Origin of the sequence: Moorena sp. SIO1F2 (assembly GCF_010672755.1) — a bacterium.
In the GTDB taxonomy this organism is placed as follows: domain Bacteria; phylum Cyanobacteriota; class Cyanobacteriia; order Cyanobacteriales; family Coleofasciculaceae; genus Moorena.
In genome coordinates this window covers 1-3,150 of sequence record NZ_JAAHFV010000532.1, presented here as the reverse complement: position 1 = coordinate 3,150, position 3,150 = coordinate 1, and the positions used below count along the sequence as shown (strand labels likewise).

Sequence of the window (3,150 nt, the reverse complement as noted above, 5' to 3'; positions counted from 1 at the left end):
AAAGGGGTGGATTTTCACCACCATCCGAAGGACAGTTATAACTTTTGGGGTTTTATCCCCGCGAGTTACCTAGGTCATACCCCTCCCGCACGAGGGAGGCTCCTACCTAGAACAAGCCGCACTTCTCGCAGTATTCGTAATAGGCGAGCATTTTCTGCCTCTAGATGGTCTGGTTCAGCCATACCTTCCGAAAGGTCTTCCAATTGCTGATTTAGTTCCTGGTTGATATACTGCCAGCATTCGCTATTGTTTCTTAGATCGGTGTTCTCAGCTTCTAAGAGACTCACGTATTCAGAAAGCTTTTCATTTCTTTCGGTGATTGTAGTCGTATCACCAAAAGCTTCACGAATCCTTTCCTCTAATGCATCTATGATCAATCCGTTAGTCAATGCAAAAGCCCTTTTGTTGCCTTTGTTTCCACGACTATGCCAGTAAAGCCCAACTATGACCGGAGGCCATCCACTGATACGAGTCTGCCCTTTTAGTTGCTCTGGGTTTAAAACCTCAAAAGTGCCGGGCGTAAAACCCTTGCCCCATATATCTTTGAAGGCTTTTGATCGCAAAAAACGCCGGGCGTAAGATTCATCTTCTCCGATGGTTTCAGCAGAACCAGTCTGAGACATCAAGTAATCTCCAGACTCCGTCTTGAAACCATCAGCCTTAATGTCCCCAATGTAGAAAGGACAGTGAGTTACGTATTGCTTATTTTCCATGGTTAGAATGAATATGACATTGAACTGGAGTAATCCTCCACTTAGCGATCGCACCATTGACCGGGAATGCGATCGCTTATTCATAAGTATACCTATTTGATCGTCATCGGCAAATATTTCTCTTGTTATCTTTGTCGCCTCAAAAAGTTAACAAGAGACGACAGGAAAATCAATGATCACTGCAAGCCAGTAATGTATAGTGCTCCGCCTACGGCCAATCGCTTTTAGCTGTTCCGTTCATAAAAACGCTGAATTAATCGATTTTTATCGTCTTTATCAGAGTGGGAGAGTTTGAGAGGGAAAAGAATACCCCGTCCTCAAAGGACGGGGTATTCTTTTCCCTCTCAAATAGTGTTAAGATAAAAAGTAAGGGTCTCAAAAAAACTGGGTATTGACCCTACTCAGCTACCCTCGGTGCGCGGGAAAGTCACGCCCATGGAGATAACAGTCGCGAACGGCTGTGCCTGGGAATCCCCATCCCTGCGACGGGTGGGGAGGTTCAATTACGAGTAAAAATAGCTTACTTTGCCCAACGAGAGAAATGGGCGACGTTATGCTTGCCCACTTTTCTCCTTGTTTTATTCGTTTTCCGGAAAACTAGGTAGAGTTAAGGTACACGTCACAGACTTCCCGGCGTTGGACAGAGAGGCACCGTAGGTGATCGCATCAAATACCTGCCATTTCCACTAATAGAACTACTTCCCACCAGAGTTAAAACTATTCCTTAAAACTATTGCGCATATAGGGTAACTGAAGTACTGATAATCCCGGTTATGTTAATTAGTCGGGAGATAATAATAAACCTACAGTATAATTTGATGTCAGTTTGGGTGAAATGCTTGCGCGCCACTTCCTTCTTAGAAGATGGGCGATAGACTACCCGAATCACCGTTCAATTACATTTGGTAGGTAAGGAATACCCTCATGACAAGTCCCCAGGTGATCTGTGCTGGTGAAATGTTGTTTGACCGTTTGTCTAATCAGCCAGGAAAACCCCTAGAACAGGTGGAGTCTTGGACAGACTATCCCGGTGGCGCACCAGCGAATACTGCTTGTGCTTTAGTAAAGCTGGGTATACCCACTGCATTTATTGGTTGTATTGGTCAAGATCAGCCAGGAGACATACTAGTAGAGTTGTTAAAGGACATTGGTGTCGATGGCACGGGAGTACAGCGTCATGGTACTGCTCCCACACGGATCGTCTATGTAGTTCGAGATGCCTCAGGCGATCGCAGTTTTGCTGGATTTGGTGATATCGATACCACAGAATTCGCTGATACACGACTTCAAGCCGATCACTTGCCTACTGAACTATTTAAGGAAGCGAAGTTTCTGGTATTGGGGACTCTGGAATTAGCCTATCCCGACAGTAAGGCAGCAATTAACCAAGCGGTTAAGTTGGCACAACAACACCAGGTCTCTATCTTTATAGATGTGAACTGGCGACCGGTCTTTTGGAATGATGCCAATACTGCCATTGAAATCATTCAAGACTTTATCCAGCAAGCGGACTTCCTGAAACTGACTGATGAGGAGGGAGAGTTTTTGTTTGGCACTGCTGATCCAAAAGCGATCGCACAACGGCTGGATAAGGTCAAAGGGGTATTAGTCACAGCCGGGGAACGAGGCTGCGCCTACTATCTGGGAGGAAACGAAGGGAAGTTACCAGCATTTTCTGTAGCAGTCCAGGATACAACCGGTGCCGGGGATGGCTTTACTGGTGGCATTATTTATCAACTATGCCACCGTGACCGGTCCAGTCTGAGTGATCCAACCGTTGCCAAAGATGTGGTTACCTATGCCAGTGCAGTAGGCGCACTGACCACTCTCAAGCCTGGTGCGATCGCAGCTCAACCTACATTAGCTGAGGTGGAAGCTTTTCTATCTAGTTAGTAGACTTCGCGGCAGTTGTCGGGAACAGGGAACAGGGAACAGGGAACAGGGAATAACTAATTTAAATGCACATCAGCTTACTCTATAAGTTTTTATCTTTAAACTGAAGTTTCACTTCCTACACTTGTCACACTCTTCCCCCGACTCCCGACTCCCGACTCCCGACTCCCGACTCCCGACTCCCTAAAACATGGATAATTTAAACTACTATTCCAATTCAGAAACCATGACCCCGAAGGAAAACTTCGACTTTGTTAATGCTTACCTCAAGGGTGTTAGTCCCGAGATTCGCAATCAAAACGGCTTTATCGTCAAGTTTATCGGAGATGGTATAATTGCTGTTTTACCTGATGGCACCGATGAGGCAGTAGCAGCGGGAATTGCCAAGCAAATCAGAGTGGAAGAATACAATCGCGAGGCTTTGTTGCATGAATGATGAAGGGGTCAAAATGCTCCCCCTCTCAGGAGCAGTTTTAAGCATTATGGGCATAGCTATCAGGCATACCCAAATGGGTCATAGGATTGAGGGCAGCACAAGCAAGTA

3 protein-coding genes are annotated in these 3,150 nt (G+C 45.9%); 2 read left to right on the top strand and 1 reads right to left on the bottom strand.

What is annotated here, in order from left to right:
• Positions 1–74 precede the first annotated feature (74 nt).
• On the bottom strand, positions 75–797 hold the full coding sequence (locus F6J94_RS32270; protein ID WP_293047696.1) for a hypothetical protein: 723 nt from the start codon (positions 795–797) through the stop codon (positions 75–77).
• A gap of 840 nt (positions 798–1,637) precedes the next feature.
• Here F6J94_RS32270 and F6J94_RS32265 point away from each other — a divergent pair.
• Both F6J94_RS32265 and F6J94_RS32260 read left to right on the top strand, forming a co-directional pair.
• The gene (locus F6J94_RS32265) at positions 1,638–2,606 is read left to right on the top strand and encodes a carbohydrate kinase (RefSeq protein ID WP_293047694.1); all 969 of its coding nucleotides are present in this window, start codon (positions 1,638–1,640) and stop codon (positions 2,604–2,606) included.
• 190 nt (positions 2,607–2,796) lie between these two features.
• On the top strand, positions 2,797–3,042 hold the full coding sequence (locus tag F6J94_RS32260; RefSeq protein ID WP_293031319.1) for a hypothetical protein: 246 nt from the start codon (positions 2,797–2,799) through the stop codon (positions 3,040–3,042).
• The last annotated feature ends 108 nt before the right edge of the window (positions 3,043–3,150 follow it).